Source organism: Quadrisphaera sp. DVD1 (assembly GCF_058932755.1).
The window spans coordinates 23804-44199 of sequence record NZ_JBZYWI010000002.1; the positions used below are offsets into that span (position 1 = coordinate 23804).

General features: G+C 75.3%; 21 protein-coding genes. 16 read left to right on the forward strand and 5 right to left on the reverse strand.

The window, feature by feature from the left end; all coding sequences use genetic code 11:
• The 7 genes from AC5FZL_RS00445 to AC5FZL_RS00475 all read left to right on the forward strand — a co-directional run bounded on the left by AC5FZL_RS00445 (position 1) and on the right by AC5FZL_RS00475 (position 5949).
• Entirely contained in the window at positions 1–789 is a 789-nt protein-coding gene (locus tag AC5FZL_RS00445; RefSeq protein WP_493616587.1) for a prepilin peptidase, read from the forward strand.
• Between the two features lie 83 nt (positions 790–872).
• Positions 873–1925, forward strand: a complete 1053-nt coding sequence (gene pilM / locus AC5FZL_RS00450) for a type IV pilus assembly protein PilM (RefSeq protein ID WP_493616588.1) — start codon at positions 873–875, stop codon at positions 1923–1925.
• The gene (locus tag AC5FZL_RS00455; RefSeq protein WP_493616589.1) at positions 1922–2638 is read left to right on the forward strand and encodes a PilN domain-containing protein; all 717 of its coding nucleotides are present in this window, start codon (positions 1922–1924) and stop codon (positions 2636–2638) included. Before pilM ends, AC5FZL_RS00455 begins: the two co-directional genes overlap by 4 nt.
• A 1-nt stretch (position 2639) precedes the next feature.
• The gene (locus AC5FZL_RS00460) at positions 2640–3347 is read left to right on the forward strand and encodes a hypothetical protein (RefSeq protein WP_493616590.1); all 708 of its coding nucleotides are present in this window, start codon (positions 2640–2642) and stop codon (positions 3345–3347) included.
• Between the two features lie 25 nt (positions 3348–3372).
• The gene (locus tag AC5FZL_RS00465) at positions 3373–4146 is read left to right on the forward strand and encodes a hypothetical protein (protein WP_493616591.1); all 774 of its coding nucleotides are present in this window, start codon (positions 3373–3375) and stop codon (positions 4144–4146) included.
• A 38-nt stretch (positions 4147–4184) separates the two neighbouring features.
• Positions 4185–5384: a chorismate synthase gene (aroC, locus tag AC5FZL_RS00470; RefSeq protein WP_493616592.1), complete on the forward strand. Its 1200-nt coding sequence runs from the start codon at positions 4185–4187 to the stop codon at positions 5382–5384.
• Between the two features lie 10 nt (positions 5385–5394).
• Positions 5395–5949: a shikimate kinase gene (locus tag AC5FZL_RS00475; protein ID WP_493616593.1), complete on the forward strand. Its 555-nt coding sequence runs from the start codon at positions 5395–5397 to the stop codon at positions 5947–5949.
• Here AC5FZL_RS00475 and AC5FZL_RS00480 read toward each other — a convergent pair.
• The 4 genes from AC5FZL_RS00480 to AC5FZL_RS00495 form a co-directional block, all read right to left on the reverse strand.
• On the reverse strand, positions 5922–6773 hold the full coding sequence (locus AC5FZL_RS00480) for a sugar phosphate isomerase/epimerase family protein (RefSeq protein ID WP_493616594.1): 852 nt from the start codon (positions 6771–6773) through the stop codon (positions 5922–5924). The genes AC5FZL_RS00475 and AC5FZL_RS00480 overlap by 28 nt on opposite strands.
• A gap of 5 nt (positions 6774–6778) precedes the next feature.
• A complete protein-coding gene (locus tag AC5FZL_RS00485) occupies positions 6779–7942 on the reverse strand; it encodes a dihydrodipicolinate synthase family protein (protein ID WP_493616595.1) in 1164 nt (387 codons plus the stop codon).
• Positions 7939–9087, reverse strand: coding sequence for a Gfo/Idh/MocA family protein (locus AC5FZL_RS00490; RefSeq protein ID WP_493616596.1), 1149 nt, complete (start codon positions 9085–9087; stop codon positions 7939–7941). Before AC5FZL_RS00490 ends, AC5FZL_RS00485 begins: the two co-directional genes overlap by 4 nt.
• Before the next feature lie 78 nt (positions 9088–9165).
• Positions 9166–10194, reverse strand: a complete 1029-nt coding sequence (locus tag AC5FZL_RS00495) for a LacI family DNA-binding transcriptional regulator (RefSeq protein ID WP_493616597.1) — start codon at positions 10192–10194, stop codon at positions 9166–9168.
• Positions 10195–10355: 161 nt separating this feature from the next.
• On the opposite strand from AC5FZL_RS00495, the gene AC5FZL_RS00500 reads away from it, so the two are divergent.
• The 9 genes from AC5FZL_RS00500 (at position 10356) to nusB (ending at position 19599) form a co-directional block, all read left to right on the forward strand.
• On the forward strand, positions 10356–11801 hold the full coding sequence (locus AC5FZL_RS00500; RefSeq protein ID WP_493616598.1) for an NAD-dependent succinate-semialdehyde dehydrogenase: 1446 nt from the start codon (positions 10356–10358) through the stop codon (positions 11799–11801).
• Positions 11798–12802 (forward strand): hydroxyacid dehydrogenase, encoded by a 1005-nt coding sequence (locus AC5FZL_RS00505; RefSeq protein WP_493616599.1) that lies wholly within the window; start codon positions 11798–11800, stop codon positions 12800–12802. Before AC5FZL_RS00500 ends, AC5FZL_RS00505 begins: the two co-directional genes overlap by 4 nt.
• Positions 12799–13497 (forward strand): ThuA domain-containing protein, encoded by a 699-nt coding sequence (locus AC5FZL_RS00510; RefSeq protein WP_493616600.1) that lies wholly within the window; start codon positions 12799–12801, stop codon positions 13495–13497. Before AC5FZL_RS00505 ends, AC5FZL_RS00510 begins: the two co-directional genes overlap by 4 nt.
• Complete coding sequence (locus AC5FZL_RS00515; protein ID WP_493616601.1) at positions 13498–15426, forward strand: DUF2264 domain-containing protein; 1929 nt, start codon at positions 13498–13500, stop codon at positions 15424–15426.
• Positions 15427–15476: 50 nt separating this feature from the next.
• Positions 15477–16574 carry a 3-dehydroquinate synthase gene (gene aroB, locus AC5FZL_RS00520; RefSeq protein ID WP_493616602.1) on the forward strand — a complete coding sequence of 366 codons (1098 nt, stop codon included), beginning with the start codon at positions 15477–15479 and terminating at the stop codon, positions 16572–16574.
• 126 nt (positions 16575–16700) lie between these two features.
• A complete protein-coding gene (locus AC5FZL_RS00525) occupies positions 16701–17276 on the forward strand; it encodes a DUF6318 family protein (RefSeq protein ID WP_493616603.1) in 576 nt (191 codons plus the stop codon).
• A 174-nt stretch (positions 17277–17450) separates the two neighbouring features.
• Positions 17451–18134 carry a PKD domain-containing protein gene (locus AC5FZL_RS00530; RefSeq protein WP_493616604.1) on the forward strand — a complete coding sequence of 228 codons (684 nt, stop codon included), beginning with the start codon at positions 17451–17453 and terminating at the stop codon, positions 18132–18134.
• Positions 18135–18628: 494 nt separating this feature from the next.
• The gene (gene efp, locus AC5FZL_RS00535; protein WP_493616605.1) at positions 18629–19189 is read left to right on the forward strand and encodes an elongation factor P; all 561 of its coding nucleotides are present in this window, start codon (positions 18629–18631) and stop codon (positions 19187–19189) included.
• Complete coding sequence (nusB, locus tag AC5FZL_RS00540; protein WP_493616606.1) at positions 19189–19599, forward strand: transcription antitermination factor NusB; 411 nt, start codon at positions 19189–19191, stop codon at positions 19597–19599. The genes efp and nusB overlap by 1 nt, the downstream gene beginning before the upstream one ends.
• A gap of 69 nt (positions 19600–19668) precedes the next feature.
• On the opposite strand, the gene bldD is transcribed toward nusB, so the two are convergent.
• A complete protein-coding gene (gene bldD / locus AC5FZL_RS00545) occupies positions 19669–20190 on the reverse strand; it encodes a transcriptional regulator BldD (RefSeq protein WP_493616615.1) in 522 nt (173 codons plus the stop codon).
• Between the last annotated feature and the right edge of the window lie 206 nt (positions 20191–20396).

Consider the following 20396-nt stretch of genomic DNA (forward strand, 5'->3'; position numbering starts at 1 on the left):
GTGAGCACCCTCGCCGCCCTGGTCGCCGCCTGCGCCGTCCTCGGCCTGCTCATCGGCTCGTTCCTCAACGTCGTCATCCACCGGGTGCCGCGCGAGGAGTCCGTGGTGCACCCGCCGAGCGCCTGCCCGGTGTGCGGCACGGCGATCAGCCCGCGCGACAACGTGCCGGTGCTGAGCTGGCTGGTGCTCCGAGGCCGGTGCCGGCACTGCCGCACGGGCATCAGCGCCCGCTACCCGCTCGTCGAGGCCGGCACCGCCGCCGCCTTCGGGCTCACCGCCTGGTGGGCCGGCCCGACCTGGCACCTGCCGGCCTACCTCTACCTGGCGGCCGTGGCGGTGGCGCTGGCCCTCATCGACCTCGACGTCCACCGCCTGCCCGACGCGATCGTCCTGCCCAGCTACCCCGTGCTCGCGGTGCTGCTCGTCGGCGCCAGCGCGCTGGAGGGGGAGTGGGACGCCGCCCTGCGCGCCGCGATCGGCGCGGCGGCGCTGTTCGCCTTCTACTTCGCGCTCGCCGTGGCCAGGCCCGGCGGCATGGGCTTCGGCGACGTCAAGCTCGCCGGGGTGCTGGGGATGGTCCTCGCCTGGCACGGGTGGGCGGCCCTCGTCGTCGGGGCCTTCGCCGGCTTCCTCACCGGTGGGCTCGTGGGGCTCGCGCTGGTCGCCGCCCGCCGGGCCGGTCGCCGCAGCCACCTGCCCTTCGGGCCGTTCATGCTGCTCGGCGCCGCCGTGGGCCTGGCCGCCGGGGACGCCGTCGCCGGCTGGTACCTCGGGCTGCTCGGCCTCTAGCCCTCAAGATCGGGGGGAGCGCGCCGATCTTCCTCCTGAGCGGCTCCCTCGGAGCTGCGCCCGCCGCGGAGAAGGAGCACGACGTGCCAGCACGCACCGCCATCGGCCTGGACATCGGCAGCACCGCCGTCCGCGCCGCCGAGCTGTCGTTCGGCAGGGACGGGGTGACCCTGCGAGCCCTGGGCCAGGTCCTCCTGCCCGAGGGCGCCGTGCGCGACGGCGAGGTCCTGGACGCCCCCGTGGTCACCGCCGCGCTGCGCCAGCTGTGGTCGAGCACCCGGTTCCGCTCCAAGCACGTCGTGCTCGGCGTCGCGAACCAGCGCGTCGTCGTCCGCCAGACCGACCTGCCCGCGATGCCCGACGCCGACCTGGCCGCCGCCCTGCCCTTCCAGGTGCAGGACCTGCTGCCGATGCCGGTGGAGGAGGCGGTCCTGGACTTCCACAAGCTCGAGGACCTCCACGACTCCGCCGGCGCGCCGGTGATGCGCGGCCTGCTCGTCGCGGCGTCCAAGGAGATGCTGCTCGGCAACGTGACCTGCGTGCAGGCCGCCGGGCTGGTCGTGGACTCGGTCGACCTGACGCCGTTCGCGGTGCTGCGCTCGCTCGGCGCCCGCCTCGACGTCGACGTCGAGACCGAGGCCCTCGTCGACGTCGGCGCCCGCGTGACCAACATCGTCGTGCACACCGGCGGCGTGCCGCAGTTCGTGCGCATCCTGCTCATGGGCGGCCAAGAGGTCACCGAGACGGTGGCCGAGCTCCTCGGCCTCACGCCGGAGCAGGCCGAGGGGGTCAAGCAGTCCCACCGCGCGGACGCCGCCGCCGACGGCCCGGTGCCCACCGGTGCGGTGGTCACCGACGCCAGCCAGGCGCTGGTGGACGAGATCCGCGGCTCCCTGGACTACTACGACACCGGACACCCGCACAGCCCCGTGCAGCGGCTGGTCGTCTCCGGCGGCGGATCGCTGCTCGACGGGCTGGCCGAGCGGCTGGCCGACGCCACCCGCGTGCCGGTGCTGCGAGGGGACTCCCTCTCGGGCCTCCGCGACGGCCGCCACAAGCTGAGCCCCGACGAGGTCGCGGCGCTCGCACCCCGGGTCGCCGTGCCCGTCGGCCTGGCCATGGGCGGTGCGCGATGAGCGCGCTGACCCCGCAGGAGGCGCCCACGCAGGAGCTCGCCGTCCCCGACCCGTGGCCCGCCTCCGGCTACCGGCTGCCGCGCGTGGACCTGCTGCCGCCGGAGATCCGCGCCGGGCGCCGGCTGCGCCACGTCCAGCAGCTGCTGGCCGTGGGGCTCGTGCTCGTGCTGCTGGCCCTCGCCGTGGCCGCCGTCCTGACCCGGGGGTCCGCGTCGCTGGCGCAGGCCGACCTGGCGCAGGCGCAGTCCCGCAGCGCCGCGCTGCAGGCCGAGCAGGCCGAGTTCGCCGAGGTGAGCCGGGTGCAGGCGCAGCTGGACCGGATCGAGGGCGCCCGCGCCCAGGCCATGGCCGGCGACGTGCTGTGGGCGTCCTACCTGGACGAGATCAGCGGCCGCGCCCCGGCCGGGGTCTGGCTCGACGACCTGGGCCTGAGCCTGGTGCCCTCGGCCACCGCCGGCGGCACCGCCGCCGAGGCGCTCGACCCGCTGGCCGAGCCGGCGCTGGCCACGATCACCTTCACCGGCAAGGGCGGCAGCTACGAGGACGTCGCCGCCTGGCTCGACGGCCTGGCCGACGTCCCCGGCCTCGCCGACCCGCGCTACAGCATCGCCACGCGCAACGAGATCGAGCAGGAGCCGGTGGTCGAGTTCACGTCCACCGTCGGCGTCGTCCCCGACGCGCTCTCGCACCGCTACGACCGGAAGGCCGACTGACATGGTCACCAGCACCAGCACCCGCACGTGGGTGGCCGGAGCCGCCGGGACCGCCGTCGTGCTGGTCGCCGCGGCGTGGTTCGGCGTCATCGGCCCGCAGCGCGCCGACGCCGCGGAGCTCACCGCCGAGGCCGCCTCCACCGAGGTCGCCAACGACGTGCTCGCCGCCTCCGTGGAGCAGCTGCGCGCCGCCTTCGTGGAGCTGCCGGACCGCCAGGCCGAGCTCGCGGCGGCCCAGGAGGCCCTGCCGGCCGAGCTCGCGCTGTCGACGCTGACCCGCCAGGTCGCGGCCGAGGCCGAGCAGGCGGGGGTGACGCTCATGTCCGTCTCCCCGTCGACGCCCGGCGCCGTCGCCGCCCCGGCCGTGGAGGTCGCCGAGGCGCCCGCCACCGACGGCACGGCCACCGCCGCGACCACGGACGGCGCTGCCGCGACCACCGACCCGGCCGCTGCTGCACCGGCTGTCGCCGGGGCGGCCGTGCCGACGCCCGTGGAGATCCAGGTCGTCGGGGCGCTCGCCCAGGCGCAGGTCTTCCTCCAGGGGCTGCAGTCCGGCACCCGCGACCTGCTCGTCACCGACCTGGCCGTCGTCGCCGAGGTGCCGGCCGCCGCCGGTGGCGGCAAGCCCGCCACCGTCAACGGCGACGTGACCCTGACGGTGACCACCCTCGCCTTCGTGCTCCCCGACGCCGCTGCCGCGGCCTCCTGACCGCGCCCTCGAAACGGAGACTCCCATGAGCTTCTCGACCTTCGGCGCCCCGCAGGAGCCGACCCCGCCACCAGCACCGGTGGCCCCGTCCGCCGGTGCCCCCGCCACCGGCTCCCGCCGGCGCACCCTGGTCCTGGTCTCCGCGCTGGCCGCCGTGGCGGTCGCCGCCGGCGGCTACGCGGTCGTCGGGCTCGGCGCCCCGAGCGACGACGTGGCCGCCGGCCTGGTGCTCCCGGCCCCCGTGCCGACCGCCACGCCCTCGCCGTCGCTCGCGCCCGCGGACACCGCGCCGGTGGCCAGCCGGAACCTCTTCGCGGCCCTGGTCACCCCCTCGGCGGACGCGGTCGGCGCCAGCTCCGGCGTCCTCGTCAGCTCGGGCGTCGTCGCCGTGCCGAACACGGTGGCCGGGACGCCTGCGACGCCCTCGACCTCCGGCACGACAGCGCCCTCGGCGACCCCGACGGGCGGGGACTCCGACCTGGCCGCCGCCTGCAACACGGCCATCGCGGCGTACAACGCCATCGACGGGCTCGGTGCGGACGCCATCTCCAAGGGTGCGCCGATCAGCCGGGGTCACGACATGGGCCGGTACGTCGTCGTGCTGACGGACCTGAGTGAGACCGTCACGGACGAAGGCCTCAAGTCGCTGGTCCAGGCGCTCGCACAGGGTGCGGCGTCGAGCCGGGAGACCCTCATCAAGGGCGAGGAGGAGTCGATCGAGGCGATGACCGCGTTCAGCCAGCGAGGCTCGGACGTGGACGCCTACTGCAGCGAGGCGCTGGACCCGCTCGCCGGCTGACGATCACCCGGGCTCCGCGCCCGTGGGACGATGGCGGCGTGCTGCGCTGGCTGACCGCTGGAGAGTCCCACGGACCCGCCCTCGTCGGGATCCTCGAGGGGGTGCCGTCCGGGGTGGCGGTGACGTCCGACGACGTGCGGGCCGCGCTGGCCCGCCGGCGCCTCGGCTACGGCCGGGGCGCCCGGATGGCGTTCGAGCAGGACGCCGTCCGGATCCTCGGCGGCGTGCGCCACGGCCTCACCCAGGGCGGCCCGGTGGCGATCGAGGTCGGCAACACCGAGTGGCCCAAGTGGGAGACGGTGATGTCGCCCGACCCGGTCGACCCCTCGCTGCTCAAGACCACCGGCCGCAACGCCGCCCTCACCCGGCCCCGGCCCGGCCACGCCGACCTCGTCGGCATGCAGAAGTACGCCTTCGACGAGGCCCGGCCCGTCCTCGAGCGCGCCAGCGCCCGCGAGACCGCGGCCCGCGTCGCGCTCGGCTCGGTGGCCGCCGCCCTCCTCGAGCAGGCCGCCGGCGTCCGCCTGGTCAGCCACACCGTCTCCCTCGGGCCGGTCGGCGTCCCCGACGACGCCCCGCTGCCCGGCCCGGACGACGTCGCCGCCCTGGACGCCGACCCGCTGCGCTGCGCCGACGCGACGACGTCCGCGCGGATGGTCGAGGAGGTCGACGCCTGCCACAAGGAGGGCGAGACCCTCGGCGGCGTCGTGGAGGTGCTCGCCTACGGCCTGCCGCCGGGCCTGGGCAGCCACGTGCACTGGGACCGGCGCCTCGACGGCCGCCTGGCCGGCGCGCTCATGGGCATCCAGGCGATCAAGGGCGTCGAGGTCGGTGACGGCTTCCGCACCGCGGCCCGCCGCGGCTCGGCCGCGCACGACGAGATCGAGAGCGCGGACGGCGTCCTGCGCCGCCGCACCGGCCGCGCCGGGGGCACCGAGGGCGGCATGAGCACCGGCGAGGTGCTGCGCGTGCGGGCGGCGATGAAGCCCATCGCCACCGTGCCGCGCGCCCTGGCGACCGTCGACGTCGCCACCGGCGAGGCCACCACGGCCCACCACCAGCGCTCCGACGTGTGCGCCGTGCCCGCCGCCGGCGTCGTGGCCGAGGCCATGGTGGCGCTGGTGCTGGCCGACGCGCTGCTGGAGAAGTTCGGCGGCGACTCGGTGGGGGAGACCGCGCGCAACCTGGCCGGCTACCTCGCGGCCATCCCCGAGCTGCTGCGCTCCAGCGGGTCCTGAGGCGCTCGCGGTGGCGCCGCGCGTCGTCCTCGTGGGCCCGATGGGGTCGGGCAAGTCCGCCGTGGGGGCCCTGGTGGCCCAGCGGCTCGGCGTCCCGCTGCGCGACACCGACGCCGACGTGGAGGTGGCCGCCGGCCGCTCGGTCGCGGAGGTCTTCGCCGCCGAGGGGGAGGCGGGCTTCCGCCGTCGTGAGGAGGACGCCGTCCGGGCCGCGCTGGCCGAGCACGACGGCGTCCTGTCGCTGGGCGGGGGAGCGGTGCTGTCCGAGGCGGTGCGGGCGGACCTCGCCGGCCACCGCGTGGTGCTGCTGCGCGCTTCGTGGGCCTCGGTGGCGCGGCGCCTGGCCGGCGACGCGACCCGGCCCCTGCTGGCCGGCGACGACGGAGGCGCACGAGCCCGGTGGGAGGCGCTGCTCGCCGCCCGGCGTCCGCTCTACGAGCAGGTCGCCACGGCGGCCGTGGACACCGACGGCCAGGAGCCGGCCGCGGTGGCCGACCGGGTCCTGGCCGTCGTGGGGGTCAGCGGGGGACCGGGTGGTCAGTCCGCGAGGACCAGCTCCGCGTAGCGCCGCTTCAGCAGCGCCACGACCTCGTCCGGGTCCGCCGCCCACACATCGGTGTTGAAGATCTCCACCTCGACGTCGCCGGTGTAGCCGGCGGCCTCGACGGCGCGGCGCAGGGGCGGGAAGTCGATGTGCCCGTCGCCCATCATCCCGCGCCCCATGAGGACGTCGGCCGGCAGCGGGGTGAGGAAGTCGCAGACCTGGAAGCTGGCGATCCGCGACCCGGCCCGGGCGATCTGGGCCTCCACCTGCGGGTCCCACCAGACGTGGAAGGTGTCCACGACCACGCCGACCTGCTCCTCGGGGAGCTGCTCGGCGAGGTCCAGCGCCTGCCCGAGCGTGGACAGCACCGCGCGGTCGGCGCAGTACATGGGGTGCAGCGGCTCCAGGGCCAGGCGCACCCCCGAGCCGGCGGCGTGCGCCGCGAGCTCGTGCACGGCGCTCGCCACGCGCTCGCGGGCCCCGACGAGGTCGCGGGAGCCGTGCGGCAGCCCTCCGACGACGAGCACCACGCAGGGGGCGCCCACCGCGGCCGCCTCGTCGACCGCGCGCCGGTTGTCCTCGAGCGCCGCGCGCCGGTCCTCGCCCTCCCCGGTGACGAACCCGCCGCGGCACAGCGAGGACACCCGCAGCCCCGCGTCGGCGACGACCTTCGCGGCGGCGGCAGCGCCGACCTCCTGGACCCGGTCGCGCCACAGGCCGATCGCCGGCAGGCCGGCGCGGGCGCAGCCGTCCACCGCCTGGTGCAGCGTCCACGACTTCGTCGTGGCCTGGTTGAGCGAGAGCCGGTCCAGGCCCGCGGCGGCGAGGGACCCGGGGCTCGCCACGGCGGTCACGACAGCGCTCCGGAGACCGTGAGGAACGCGGTGACCCGCGCGGCCGCGAGGTCGGGGTCGCGCAGCAGGCCGGCGGCGTCGGCGAGGCGGAAGGTCTCCACCAGGTGCGGGACGCTGCGACCGCTCTGCAGGCCGCCGACCATGGTGAAGCCCGGCTGGAGGCCGTTGAGCCACGCGAGGAAGGCGATCCCGGTCTTGTAGTACGGGGTGGGCGTGGAGAACACGTGGCGCGACAGCGGCACCGTGGCCTCGAGCACGGCGCTGAAGGCGTCCTCGTCCCCGCGGTCGAGGTGCTGCAGCGCCGTGGACGCCGCCGGGGCGATGGCCGCGAAGGCGCCCAGCAGGGCGTGGCTGTACCGACCGCCCTCGCCGCGGATGAGCTCGGGGTAGTGGTAGTCGTCGCCGGTGTAGACCTTCACCGACGGCGGGAGCAGCTCGCGCAGGCCCACCTCCCGGGCGGCGTCGAGGAGGGAGACCTTCACGCCGTCCACGGCCGCCTCGTGGGCGCGCACGAGGGCGACGAACGTCCGCGTGGCCTCGTCGAGGTCCGCCGACCCCCAGTAGCCGGCCAGGGCGGGGTCGAAGACGTCGCCGAGCCAGTGCAGGACGACGGGGCCGCGCACCTGCTCCAGGAGGCGCCCGTACACGTGCAGGTAGTCCTCGGCGCTCGCGCCGAGCGCGGCGAGGTGGCGGCTGGCCATGAGGACGGGGACGGCCCCGGCCGTCTCGGCCACCTCCAGCTGCTCCTCGTAGGCGGCCACGACGGCGGCCAGGTCCGGGAGACGCTCGGGGACCTGGTCCGTGGACACCCCGACGACGAGGCGGCCACCGCACGCGGCGGCCTCCGCGGCGCTGCGGCGCACCAGCTCGCGGGTGGCCGCCCAGTCCAGGCCCATGCCGCGCTGCGCGGTGTCCATGGCGTCGGCGACGCCCAGGCCCCAGCTCCACAGCTCCCGGCGCACGGCCAGGGTCGCGTCCCAGTCGACGACGGCCGGCCGGCCGGGGGAGTTGTCCCCCAGGGGGCTGGCCACGACGTGCGCCGCCGCGTACGCCACGCGGCTCGCCAGCGGGCGCGAGGGCGGCGTCCAGGCCCCGGGCTCGCGCATCACCACCTGCTCCAGCGTCCCGTCGGGCCGGGGCAGCCGCACGGTGGCGCTCACAGCTCCAGCTCCGGGACCTCGAGGCGGCGGCCCTGCTCGGAGGAGCGCAGGCCCAGCTCGGCGAGCTGGCTGCCGCGCGCCCCGGAGAGGAAGTCGTAGGGGTGCGGCTCGTCCTCGAGGACGTGGCGCAGGAAGTGCTCCCACTGCAGCTTGAAGCCGTTGTCGAAGACGCCGTTGTCGGGGACGACCTGCCAGCCGGCCCGGTGGTCCACGGGGTCGGGCAGGTCGGGGTTCCAGACCGCCATCGGCGTGGTCGCACGGTGCTGCACCTCGCACCGGCGCAGGCCGGCCACGGCGCTGCCCTCGACGCCGTCCACCTGGAACTCGACGAGCTCGTCGCGGTGCACGCGCACGGCCCACGAGGAGTTGATCTGGGCGACGACCCCGCCCTCGAGCTCGAAGATGCCGTAGGCGGCGTCGTCGGCGGTGGCGGGGTAGGGGCGCCCCTGCTCGTCGGTGCGCTCCGGCACGTGGGTCGCCACGTGGGCGGTGACGGCGCGGACCCGGCCGAAGAGGTTCTCCAGCACGTACTGCCAGTGCGGGAACATGTCGAGGACGATGCCGCCGCCGTCCTCGCGGCGGTAGTTCCAGCTCGGCCGCTGCGCCGCCTGCCAGTCGCCCTCGAAGACCCAGTAGCCGAACTCCCCGCGCACGCTCAGCACCTGGCCGAAGAAGCCCGCGTCCACCAGCCGCTTGAGCTTGACCAGGCCCGGCAGGTAGAGCTTGTCGTGGACGACGCCGTTCTTGACGCCGGCGTCGCGGGCGGCCCGCGCCAGGGCGAGCGCGCCGTCCAGGGACTCGGCGATCGGCTTCTCCACGTACACGTGCTTGCCGGCGGCGATGGCCGCGAGCACGGCCTCCTCGCGCTGGGAGGTGACCTGGGCGTCGAAGTACACGCTCGCCGCCTCGTCGGCCAGCGCCTCCTGCAGGTCCGTCGTCCAGCGGGTCAGGCCGTGCCGGTCGGCGATGTCGCGCAGCTTGTCGGCGCTGCGCCCGACGAGCACCGGCTCGACCTGCACCCGCTCGCCCGAGGCGAGCTGGACGCCTCCCTGCTCGCGGATCGCGAGCACGGAGCGGACGAGGTGCTGGCGGTACCCCATCCGGCCGGTGACCCCGTTGAGGATCACGGTCACGGTCCTGGGCATGGCGGCTCCTTCGGAAAGCGGTTTCCGAGGACGATAGCCGTGCGGGCGCCGGGGGGACAAGGCGCCCGGGGAGGTCGGTCAGCGGAGCGCGGGAGTGCTCTCGCGCACGACGACCGTGCCGCCGACGCGGCGCAGGCGGGGGCGCCCGTCGGTGGACGGCTCGGCGACCGCCAGGGCGAGCGCCTCGGCGCCGAGGCGCTCCAGCGGCAGGTGCACCGTGGTCAGCGCCGGCACGACGTCGCGCAGGGTGGCGATGTCGTCGAAGCCCGCCACGGCGAGGTCCTCGGGCAGGCGCAGCCCGGCGTCGCGCAGCGCCGCCATGGCGCCGACGGCCATGACGTCGTTGACGGCGAACAGGCACGACGCGCTCAGGCCGGACGCGAGGAAGGCCCGCGCCGCGCGGTAGCCGCCGTCGCGCGTGAAGTCCTCGCGCAGCACCCGGCCCGGGGCCAGCGACGCTCCGGCGCGGGCCAGGCCCTCCCGGAAGCCGGTCAGCCGGTCGCTGGAGGTGCGCAGGTCGGCGGGCCCCGCCAGCACGGCGAAGTCGCGGTGGCCGAGCCGCACCAGCTCCTCGGCCAGCGCCCGGGAGCCGGCGCGGTTCTCCACGAGGACGGTGTCGGCGGCGTAGCGCTGCTGGCTGATCAGGGTGACCCGCCCGCCGGAGGCCCGGAAGGCCTCCACCTCCTCCGCCAGGAGGCCGGCCGTGCGCGCGTCCTCCGTGCGGCTGCCGGCCAGGATCACCGCCCGCGCGCGCTGCTGGCGCAGGGACGCCAGGTACCGCACCTCCCGCGCCGGGTCGCGCCGGGTGTCGCAGATGGTGGTCACGAGGCCCTGCTCGTCCGCCGCCTGCACCACGCCCGCGGCGATGGCGGAGAAGTAGGGGTCGCCGAGGTCCTGGACGACCAGGCCCACGACGGTCGTCTGCCCGCGGGCCACCGCCTGGGCGGCGGCGTTGGGCGTGTACTGCAGCCGCCCGGCGGCGTCGAGCACGCGGGTGCGCAGGTCCTCGCGGGGGCGGCGCGGCCCACCGTTCAGCACGCGCGAGGCCGTGGCGAGCGAGACGCCGGCGACCCGGGCCACCTCGGCCAGCGTCGCGGGGCTGTCCATGGCTCTCCTCCTGGCTGCGGGACCGGCGTGCGCGCCCAGTATGGCGTGCCCCGGCCGTCCTGGGCGGGCTCGGGAAGCGCTTGCCGCTGTTCTGGGGCGCGGCGTACTGTCGGGCTCCTGATCGGCCCGGTACCGCAGCCGGGCGGCCACGGGAGGACCCCATGCAGACCTCGGCCGAGGGCTACCGCGAGCTGGCCCTGCTCATCGACGGCGAGTGGATCGGCGCCGACGAGCGGGACGTCGTGGACGTCGTCAACCCCACGACCGGGCGCTCCCTCGGGGGCGTGCCCAAGGCGACGACCGCAGACCTGGACCGGGCGCTGCAGGCGGCGGCCCGCACCTTCCCCGAGTGGCGCGCCACGCCCCCGAGCGAGCGGGCGGCGGTCCTCGAGCGCGCCGCCGGCCTGCTCGAGGACCGGCTGGAGAGCATCGCCTGGATGATGGCCGTGGAGGAGGGCAAGACCCTCGCCGAGGCCAGGGGCGAGGTGTCGTTCACCGCCGGGATCGTCCGCTTCCTCGCCGGTGAGGCCTTCCGCACCTTCGGGAAGGTGGTGCCCACCGGCGGGCTGGGGAGCCGGACCGTGGTGCTCAGCGAGCCGATCGGCCCGGTCGCCGCCTTCACGCCGTGGAACTACCCGCTCACCGTGCCCGCCCGCAAGATCGCGGCGGCCCTCGCGGCCGGGTGCACCATGGTCATCAAGCCCGCCGAGGAGACCCCGGCCACCGCCCTGGAGCTGGCCCGGGCCCTCGTGGACGCCGGGCTGCCGGCCGGCGTCCTCGGCATGGTCTTCGGCGACCCGGCCCACATCTCCACGCACCTGATCCGCTCGCCGATCATCCGCAAGGTGACCTTCACCGGGTCGACCCCGGTGGGCAAGCAGATCGCGGCCCTGGCCAGCGAGGGCGTCAAGCCCTCGATGCTCGAGCTCGGCGGGCACGCGCCGGTGCTCGTCTTCGACGACGTCGACGTCGAGGCGGTCGCCACCGCGGCGGTCGGCAGCAAGTTCCACAACAACGGCCAGTCCTGCGGCTCGCCGGCGCGGTTCTACGTCCACGAGCGGGTGCACGACGCCTTCGTCGCCCGGTTCGCGGAGCTGACGGCGGCCCTGCGGGTGGGCGACCCCCTGGACCCGCAGACCCAGGTGGGGCCGCTGGCCAACACGCGCCGGATCGCGGCCATGGAGCGCCTGGTCACCGACGCCGTCGGCATGGGGGCGGAGCTGCTCGTCGGCGGTGCGGCCGTGCCGGGCGAGGGGTACTTCTGGCAGCCGACGGTGCTCGCCGGCGTCCCGGAGGAGGCGATGCTCATGAATGAGGAGCCGTTCGGGCCGATCGCCGTCACCTCGACGTTCTCCTCCACCGAGGAGGTCGTCGCCGCGGCCAACCGGCTGCCGTTCGGCCTGGGCTCCTACGTCTTCACGGGCTCGCTGACCACCGCGGCGCAGGTCCCCGCGGCCCTCGAGGCCGGCATGGTCTCGGTCAACGCCTTCAACCTGGGCGGGGTGGACACCTTCTTCGGCGGCGTCAAGGAGAGCGGCTACGGCTCCGAGGGCGGCCCCGAGGCGGTCGCGGGCTACCTCACGCACAAGCTGATCACCCAGGCATGAGGCGGCTGCGGGCGGCCTACGTCCTCGGCGCCGACGCCTTCAACCAGATCTACGGCCCCGATGAGCGCGCGCAGGTGCGCCGCTGGACCGACGGCGAGCCGCCCGTGCTCACCGCCGAGGAGGCCGCCCGCGGCGCGAGCGCCCTCGCGGACGTCGAGGTGGTCCTCTCCGGCTGGGGCGCGCCGGTGATGGACGAGGCGTTCCTGGCGCGGGCGCCGCGGCTGGGCGCCGTCCTGTACGGCGCCGGCTCGGTGCGGGGGTTCGTCACCGACGCGCTGGTCGAGCGGGGGATCGTCGTCTCCAGCGCCGTCGCGGGCAACGCCGTCCCGGTCGCCGACTACACCGTGGCCGCCGTCTACTTCTCGCTCAAGCGACTGTGGTCGTTCCTGCGCGCCCCCGACGCGCAGAGCGAGGCGGCCGTGCTGGCCGCGGTGCCGGGCACCTACGGCGCGACCGTCGGACTGGTCGGGCTGGGCGAGGTGGGCCGGCAGGTCTGCCGCCGGCTGGCGGTCTCGGAGGTGGAGCTGGTCGCCTACGACCCCTACCTGCCGGAGGCGGCCGCGCGCGAGCTCGGCGTCCGCCTCGTCGGGCTCGAGGAGCTCTTCGCCGCCTGCGACGTCGTCAGCGTCCACGCCCCGCTGCACGAGGGCACCCGCGGGATGATCACCGCCGCGCACCTGCGCGCGATGCCGGTCGGGGCCACCCTGCTCAACACCGCCCGCGGCGCCGTGGTCCAGCCCGACGACCTCGTGCGCGTGCTCACCGAGCGCCCCGACCTGCAGGCGGTGCTCGACGTCACCGAGCCCGAGCCCCTGCCGCCGGACGCGCCGCTGCGCGGGCTCCCCAACGTCGTCATCACCCCGCACATCGCCGGCTCCCTGGGCCGCGAGTGCCGGCGGATGGGCGCGATGATGGCCCAGGAGCTCGAGCGCCTCGCGCTGGGCGAGCCGCTGCGGTGGCCCGTCGACCTCAGCCGCCTCGACGTGGCGGCCCTGCCGTGAGCGCCGCCGACGCGCCCGAGCGCGCTCCCGAGGTGGTCGTCTTCACGCGGACCACCGGCTACCGCCACGAGTCCATCCCGGACGGCGTCCGGGCGCTCACCGCGCTCGCCGCCGAGCGGGGCCTCGGCGTCGAGCACACGGAGGACCCCTCGGTCTTCACCGAGGAGCGGCTGGGCGGCGTCCTGCTGGTGGTCTGGCTCTCCACCTCCGGTGACGTGCTGGACGCCGACCAGCGGACGGCGCTCGGGGGGTGGCTGCACCGCGGCGGCGCCTTCGCCGGCGTCCACGCGGCCACCACGGCCGAGCCGAGCTGGCAGGAGTTCGAGCGGATCGTCGGCGCCCGCTTCGACAGCCACCCCGAGCTGCAGACCGCGACGGTGGTGGTCGAGGACGCCGACCACCCCTCGACCGCCTGCCTGCCGGCCGGCTGGAGCCCGGTCGACGAGTGGTACGACTTCACGACCAACCCGCGCGGGCGGGTGCGGGTGCTGGCCACCGTCGACGAGCGCACCTACTCCGGCGGGAAGATGGGCGCGGACCACCCCCTCGTGTGGGCGGGCACCTACGGCGCCGGCCGCACGTGGTGCACCGCGCTCGGGCACGAGCCGCGGGCCTACTCCGACCCGGTGTTCCTGGCCCACCTGCGCGGGGGCCTGGCGAGCCTGCTCCCCGACGAGGGCGTCGAGGGCCGCTGAGTGGACGTGCGCGACGTGCCCGAGGACCGGGTCCTCTCGCCCCGGACCGGGTGGGGGCGCGCGCACTGGGAGGCGGTCGCCGACACCCTGCTGGAGGGGGTGGCGCCGCACGCCAGCCCGCTCGGGGCGCTGTACGACCTCCCCGGTCCGCGGCCCAGCAGCGCCGGGAGGCGCAGCGACGGCTTCGAGGGGTTCGCGCGGACCTTCCTGCTCGCCGCCTTCCGCATCCCGCACGCCCCCGAGCCGGTGCGCAGCAGGCTCGTGGAGCGCTACGCGCGCGGCCTGGCGGCCGGCGTCCGCCCCGGCGGGCCGGAGGCGTGGCCACCGCTGGAGGACCTGTCCCAGTCGCTGGTGGAGGCGGCGTCGGTGGCGATCGCGCTGCACGAGACGCGCCCCTGGCTGTGGGACTCCCTGCCGGCCGGCGTCCAGGCCGACGTGGTCCGGTACCTGGCGGACTTCCTGCACTGCGAGACCCACCCCAACAACTGGGTGATGTTCCGGGTCGTGGTGCTCACCTTCCTGGAGTCCGTCGGCGGCCCGAGCGACCCGGAGGGCGTCGCCGCAGCGCTGGATCGCGTCGACGGCTGGTACCTCGGGCAGGGCTGGTACACCGACGGCGACCGCAGCGGAGGCCGCCGCTTCGACTCCTACAACGGCTGGGCGATGCACTTCTACCCGCTGCTGTGGTCGCGGATGGTCGGCCCGCAGCGCGCTCCGGAGCGCGCCGCGGCCTTCGCCGAGCGGGTGGGCCCCTACCTGCACGACCTGGCCCACCTCGTGGGCGGGGACGGCTCGCCGGTGCAGCAGGGGCGCTCGATGACCTACCGAGCCGCGGTCGTGGCCCCGCTGTGGGCGGCGGAGCTCGTCGGGGCCGGCTCCCTGGAGCCGGGGCTGACCCGGCGGCTGGCGAGCGGGGTGCTGCGCTCCTTCGTCGACGCCGGGGTCCTGGACGGCGGGACGCTGCCCCTGGGCTGGCACGGGGAGCACCTGCCGATGGTGCAGCCCTACTCGGGGCCGGCCTCGCCGTACTGGATGAGCAAGGCGTTCGCCGGGCTGCTCCTGCCACCGGACCACCCGGCGTGGACGGCGGTGGAGCGCGACCTGCCGGTCGAGCAGGGCGACGTCGTGCGCCCGCTCGCCGTGCCGGGCTGGCTGGTGCAGGGCACGCGCTCGGACGGGATCGTGCGCCTGCTCGACCCCAGCGGCGCGCGCCCGCTGCAGGAGCGCGAGCTGGGCGCGCCGTGGCCCGACGACCCGTACTACGCCCGCCTGGCGTACTCCAGCGCGACCGCTCCGGTGACCGACTGCAGCGACGGCACCGCCGTGGTGCGCACGCCCGACGGCGACGCGGTGCTCGTGGGCCCGGACGGCCAGCGGTCGTGGCGGGCCGGGTCCTCCGTCACGGCGCTGGCCCCCACCGCCATCGCGTCCGCGCACCGGTTCGCGCCCGCCGGCTCCCGCACCGACGGGGCGGCCTCCGGCGCCGTGCTGCGGATGGCCTCCGCCGTGGACGGCGCGGTGGAGGTGCGGGTGCTGCGGGTGATCGGCGCCGCGGGCGCGCGCCTGGAGGTGTCCGGCTACGCGCTCAGCGGTGCGACGGCCCCAGGGCCGCGCGCAGAGGCCGGGGTCGCCGCCGCCCAAGCGCCCGACGGCACGGGGAGCTGGCTCGTCGCGCTGGGCGGAGACCTGTCGGCGTCGGTGGCCGAGCACGCGCCGAACGCCCTGGGCCGCGGCGTCCGGGTGCCCGTGCTGACCTCGGAGCCGCTCGCGGAGTCCGCGCTGGTCGTGGTGGCCGTGGTCCTGTCGGGGGAGCCGGTGGACCCGGCGGCGCTGCGGCGCGAGGTCGGCGTCCGCGTCGAGGGCGGGGAGGACGGCGAGGTCGTCGTCGTCCGCTGGCCGGACGGGCGCGAGGAGCGCGTCCCCCTGTGACGGCCACCGCTCGTCCGACCGGACGCCGTCGCCGCTCCTAGACTCCTCCCGTGGTCGAGAGCGCACCGGCGGACGCCGTGACGAGGATCCGGGTCGAGGGCGACGCTCCCTACGACGTGCTCGTGGGCACCGGGCTGCTGGGCGAGCTGCCCGCGATGCTCGGCGAGAAGGTGCAGCGGGTGCTCGTCGTGCACCCCCGGGCGCTGCGCACCACCGGGGAGGCCGTGCGCGAGGACCTCGTCGCCGCCGGGTACGAGGCGCTGCTGGCCGAGGTTCCCGACGGCGAGGACGCCAAGCGCGCCGAGGTCGCCGCGTTCTGCTGGGGCGTGCTTGGGCAGGCCGGCTTCACGCGCTCGGACGCCGTCGTCGGCGTCGGCGGGGGAGCGGTCACCGACCTCGCCGGCTTCGTCGCCGCGACCTGGCTGCGCGGCGTCCGGGTCGTGCACGTGCCCACGACCCTGCTGGCGATGGTCGACGCCGCGGTCGGCGGCAAGACCGGGCTGAACACCTCCGAGGGCAAGAACCTCGTCGGGGCCTTCCACCCGCCGGCGGGGGTGCTGTGCGACCTGGGGGCGCTCGCGACCCTGCCGGTCAACGACCTCGTCGCCGGCATGGCCGAGGTGGTCAAGTGCGGCTTCATCGCCGACCCGGTGATCCTCGACCTCATCGAGGCCGACCCCGCGGCGGTGCGCGCCTGGGACGCCCCGGTGGTGCGCGAGCTCGTCGAGCGGGCGATCCGCGTCAAGGCTGACGTCGTGGGGAAGGACCTGCGCGAGTCGGGGCTGCGCGAGGTGCTCAACTACGGCCACACGCTGGCCCACGCCGTCGAGCTCGTGGAGCGCTACGAGTGGCGCCACGGCGCGGCGGTGAGCATCGGGATGGTCTTCGCCGCGGAGCTCGCGCGGGCCGCGGGCCGGCTGTCCGACGAGGTCGCCGACCGCCACCGCTCGATCCTCGGCTCGCTGGGCCTTCCCCTGACCTACCGCGGCGACCGCTGGCCCCAGCTCGTCGAGGCCATGCGCAAGGACAAGAAGACCCGCGGCGACCTGCTGCGCTTCGTCGTCCTCGACGACCTGGCCCGCCCCGGTCGCCTCGAGGGCCCCGACCCGTCGCTGCTCGTCGCCGCCTACACCGAGATCTCCGCCTGACGCTCCTCGTCCCGGGCGTCACCTGGGGTGGGCGCTCGGTGACGGCGCTCACCCGCGCGGTCGCCCATCCACAGGCCGGGTCGTCCTCGCCTGACCGCGCGGTGGAGTCCTGGCTAGGGTCCGGGCATGCGGGAAGCGCTGGCTGCGGGGCTGATCACCGCCTGCCTGCTGGGCGTGGTCGCCTGCTCGGGCGACGAGCCGGACGCCGTGCCGTCCCCGAGCGCCAGCAGCGCCTCGCCGACGGAGCCCGTGACGGCGAGCCCGTCGCCCACCGCGGTGGCTCCGACCCTGCCGCCCGAGGCCGCGGAGCGCACGGCCGCCGGCGCGGAGGCCTTCGTGCGCCACTGGTTCACCGTGCTGGAGTACGCCTACGCGTCTGGGGACACGCAGCAGCTTAAGAGCATTTCTTCCGAAGATTGCGCGTCATGTAGTCGCTTCATTGATCGAGTGACCAGTACGCACGCGGAAGGAGGCTCCTTCCGCGGAGTCGATGTGAACATTTTGAGTAGCGCGGCTCCACCCCCGGGGGAAGCGGGTGTCGAGGTGGAGTTCCGCCTTGAGGAGGCCGCTTTCGAAGTGCTCGATTCAAGCGGTGAGGTGCAGGAGCGTTTCGCCGCAACTCCCCCCGCTAGTGCGACGTTCTTCGCAGAGTGGCGCGAAGACCGGTGGGTGGCCTTCGGCATCGCGCAATCTGGAACGTAAATGCGCGCGCTTGTAGGAGTGTCGCTTGCGGTGGGCCGCGTTGTGCTCATAGCCGCATCCATGGCGCTCGTTAGCACCCCCAGTACGGGCGAATTCAGTGGTCGTTTTGATCACGATGCAACGGCGATCCGTGGTCAATTGCACCTGGATCAGAGTAGAAGTGCGACAGGCAGCGTGTCCTCGCCTGCACAATCTGCCTACGCATACAAATATGTTGTCGCCTGTTCGGGCAACGCCCCCGAAGCCGGCGGGCTGGACAATGTTTGCGTCAATGCCACACAGGCCTGCCCCGACGGGTACTTCCAATACTGGCTCTTCCGGTCGCCGGCCGGCGTCCAGCCCCCTCAGTGGGACCAGGTCGACACCCGCTGCCTCACCGCCGCCGAGGCGGCTGCTGCGGCGCCCGAGTTCCCCGGCTTCACGCAGGCCGACCTCCAGCGCCTCCCTCTGCCGTCGGGCACCCCGCGTCTGCAGCCCGACAACGGGTACGCGCTCGTCGGCGTGGGCACCAACGTCTACGCCGACGCGGCGCCGGTCGAGCTCGACACGGTCGTGGTCGGCTTCCCCGTGCGGGTCCGGGCCGTGCCGGAGCGGTTCTCGTGGAGCTTCGGCGACGGGGCGTCCCTGGGGCCGACCACCGACCCGGGCGCGCCATACCCGGACCTGCGGCTGACGCACGCCTACAGCGCGCCCGGCGCGTACGAGGTCACCCTGACCACCCACTACAGCGGTGAGTACTCCGTCGCGGGCGGCGCGTGGCTGCCCATCGACGGTGAGGCGCAGGTCGTGTCGGCGCCGATCCCGGTCGAGGTCTTGGCCGGGCGGAGCGCGCTGGTGGACGGCGTCCTCGCGGGTTGACTCCGGCTCGGCACCGCAGTGGGTGGATCTGTGCCCGTTGCGGGTGAGCACGGGGCGGCCCTGTGCCCTCCAGACGGGCACGGGGAACGCCCCGCGCCATCGCGGGGGAGGCGCACCGGCGCGAGTGGGGACGCGCTGCCGCGCGAACCGGCCGGATCCGCGCGGCTGGGCGTCCCCGGTCGAGGTCCCGGCCGGGCGGAGCGCGCTGGTGGACGGCGTCCTCGCCGGTTGACCCCAGCTCGGCACCGCAGTGGGTGGATCTGTGCCCGTTGCGGGTGAGCACGGGGCGGCCCTGTGCCCTCCAGACGGGCACGGGAACGCCCCGCGCCATCGCAGGCGAGGGGGAGGTCCGCCGCCCGCGCGGAGGAGCGCCTCCCGCCCGCTCGGCTAGGATGGGCGGCGATCCCGTGCGCTGCTGACCACCCGCGGCCCGGGAGCGACGATCACCGCCCGCCCCGCGGGTGCCCGAACCGACGACGAGAAGGACCTGCGACGTGGCGAGCACGAACGACCTGAAGAACGGCCTGGTGCTGAACCTGGACAACCAGCTGTGGTCGGTCATCGACTTCCAGCACGTGAAGCCCGGCAAGGGCGGCGCCTTCGTGCGCACCAAGCTCAAGAGCGTGCTCTCCGGCAAGGTCGTGGACCGCACGTTCAACGCGGGGACGAAGGTCGAGACGGCCACCGTCGACAAGCGCGACATGCAGTACCTCTACCGCGACGGCGACGACTTCGTCTTCATGGACTCGAGCACCTACGACCAGATCAACGTGCCCGAGGCCACCGTGGGCGACGCCAAGAACTTCATGCTCGAGAGCACCGACGTGACCGTCGCGCTGCACGAGGGCACGCCGCTGTACGTCGAGCTGCCGACCTCCGTGGTCCTCGAGGTCACCTACACCGAGCCGGGCCTGCAGGGCGACCGCTCCACCGGCGGCACCAAGCCGGCGACCGTCGAGACCGGCTACCAGGTCCAGGTGCCGCTCTTCCTCGACCAGGGCGTGAAGATCAAGGTCGACACCCGCACCGGCGACTACCTGGGTCGCGTCAACTAGTGGCTGCCCGCACCAAGGCCCGCAAGCGGGCGCTGGACATCCTCTTCGAGGCCGAGCAGCGGTCCCTGGACCCGCTGACCCTCGCGGGGGAGCGCCTCGCCAGCGGCCACGTCCCGGTGCCGGAGTACTCCGTCGCGCTGGTCGAGGGCGTGCAGGCCCACCGCGAGCGCATCGACGAGCTGCTGTCCACCTACTCCCAGGGCTGGACGCTGGACCGGATGCCGGCGGTCGACCGCAACCTCCTGCGCATCGGCGCCTTCGAGCTGCTGTGGGCCGACGAGGTCCCGGACGCCGTGGCCGTCGACGAGGCGGTGGGCCTCGCCAAGGACCTGTCCACCGACGACTCGGCCGCGTTCGTCAACGGCCTGCTGGGCCGGCTGCTGAGCCTCAAGCCGAGCCTGGTCGACTGACGTCGCGCGCACGAGGAAGGCCCCCGCACCGGACTGGTGCGGGGGCCTTCCTCGTGAGGCGGGTCGGGGTCAGCTGGGGGTCAGGTCCCCGGCGATCCGGACGGCGCGGCGCGCGTCCGGGTCGAGCACGCCCCAGCTGATGAGCTCCTCGGCCAGCTCCGACGGCGGCAGGTCGTAGATGACCGCCAGCGCGCGCAGGTCGTCGGCGCGGATGGAGAGCACCTTGCCGTTGTAGTCCCCGCGCTGGCTCTGGATCGTGGCCGCGTAGCGGGCCAGCGGACCGGCCTTCTCGCTCGGCACCGACTGCAGCTGCTCGAGGTCGAGCACGAGCTTCGGCGGCGGCTCGCTGTGGCCGATCGGGCCGGAGTCCGGGAGCAGCGCCGAGACCGGCACCCCGTAGAAGTCGGCCAGCTCCGCCAGCCGCTGCACGGTCACCGCCCGGTCGCCCCGCTCGTAGGAGCCGACCACGACCGCCTTCCACTGCCCGCCGGAGCGCTGCTCCACGCCCTGCAGCGACAGGCCCTGCTGGGTGCGGATGGCGCGCAGCCTCCCGCCCAGCGCCTTGGCGTAGCCAGTGCCCTCTTCAGCCACGGCCGACCCCCATTCCTCGATGATGGTGCACAGAAGATCCTCGATGATCGTCACGAAGAGTCACCCCGGAGTCAACTGCACCGCGGGTCACCGCGTGAGTTGAGTCACCCAGAGTGACTAGTGCCCACGCTCGGTGCGAGCTGGTGGCTCTGCGTCGCGGGCCCAGCACGCCCAGGCCCGTCCACGGGGGCCCCCGAGCCGGTGCA

Excerpts from the sequence above, each read along its gene's own strand:
- AC5FZL_RS00455 (WP_493616589.1), top strand. The coding sequence starts at position 1,922 with ATGAGCGCGCTGACCCCGCAGGAGGCGCCCACGCAGGAGCTCGCCGTC.
- AC5FZL_RS00460 (WP_493616590.1), top strand. The coding sequence starts at position 2,640 with ATGGTCACCAGCACCAGCACCCGCACGTGGGTGGCCGGAGCCGCCGGG.
- AC5FZL_RS00465 (WP_493616591.1), top strand. The coding sequence starts at position 3,373 with ATGAGCTTCTCGACCTTCGGCGCCCCGCAGGAGCCGACCCCGCCACCA.
- AC5FZL_RS00490 (WP_493616596.1), bottom strand. The coding sequence starts at position 9,087 with ATGCCCAGGACCGTGACCGTGATCCTCAACGGGGTCACCGGCCGGATG.
- AC5FZL_RS00495 (WP_493616597.1), bottom strand. The coding sequence starts at position 10,194 with ATGGACAGCCCCGCGACGCTGGCCGAGGTGGCCCGGGTCGCCGGCGTC.
- AC5FZL_RS00500 (WP_493616598.1), top strand. The coding sequence starts at position 10,356 with ATGCAGACCTCGGCCGAGGGCTACCGCGAGCTGGCCCTGCTCATCGAC.
- AC5FZL_RS00505 (WP_493616599.1), top strand. The coding sequence starts at position 11,798 with ATGAGGCGGCTGCGGGCGGCCTACGTCCTCGGCGCCGACGCCTTCAAC.
- AC5FZL_RS00525 (WP_493616603.1), top strand. The coding sequence starts at position 16,701 with ATGCGGGAAGCGCTGGCTGCGGGGCTGATCACCGCCTGCCTGCTGGGC.